Source organism: Arsenicibacter rosenii (genome assembly GCF_001870735.1).
GTDB classification, from domain to species: Bacteria; Bacteroidota; Bacteroidia; order Cytophagales; family Spirosomataceae; genus Arsenicibacter; species Arsenicibacter rosenii.
The window spans coordinates 1-468 of the sequence record NZ_MORL01000260.1; the positions used below are offsets into that span (position 1 = coordinate 1).

Consider the following 468-nt stretch of genomic DNA (forward strand, 5'->3'; position numbering starts at 1 on the left):
ATGCCACAAAGGTGTCGTCCTGTAAAAAATCGTTCAGTTGATAGTGGTTGTATTCCATGTCCGTGTTTTCCCGTTCTATTGATGAGGTACACATTCTGGTCAAGATTACTCCTTTAGCCGGGTAAGAATTGCTATCGCAATACTGAAAGCAGGCAGGGCAGCACGGTCAGAACGAATCTAATGCTCACTCTGAGCGCCGCGTAAGCTTTGTAAAGCAGATTACTGACCGACTGTTTACTGAGGTCCATGACCCTGGCTATTTCTTCCAGCTTCAGGCCCTGATAAAAGCGCAAATGAATGACTTCCCGCTGCCGGGCGNGGTCAACTGCCATACGGATACGGTTAGCCTGATCCAGTTTCATTTCCTGGTCGATGGTATGTTGTTCAGCCGATAATGTGACTAATAAATCCAGAAAATCGTCGATGTCCTCGGCCTGGCCAAAAACATCATTACGGGCATTTCGAAGC

1 protein-coding gene is annotated in these 468 nt (G+C 47.3%); it reads right to left on the minus strand.

The annotated features are described in order from the left end of the window. Window positions 1-131 precede the first annotated feature (131 nt). The gene (locus tag BLX24_RS31165) at window positions 132-362 is read right to left on the minus strand and encodes a sigma factor-like helix-turn-helix DNA-binding protein (protein WP_445422170.1); all 231 of its coding nucleotides are present in this window, start codon (window positions 360-362) and stop codon (window positions 132-134) included. Window positions 363-468: the final 106 nt, after the last annotated feature.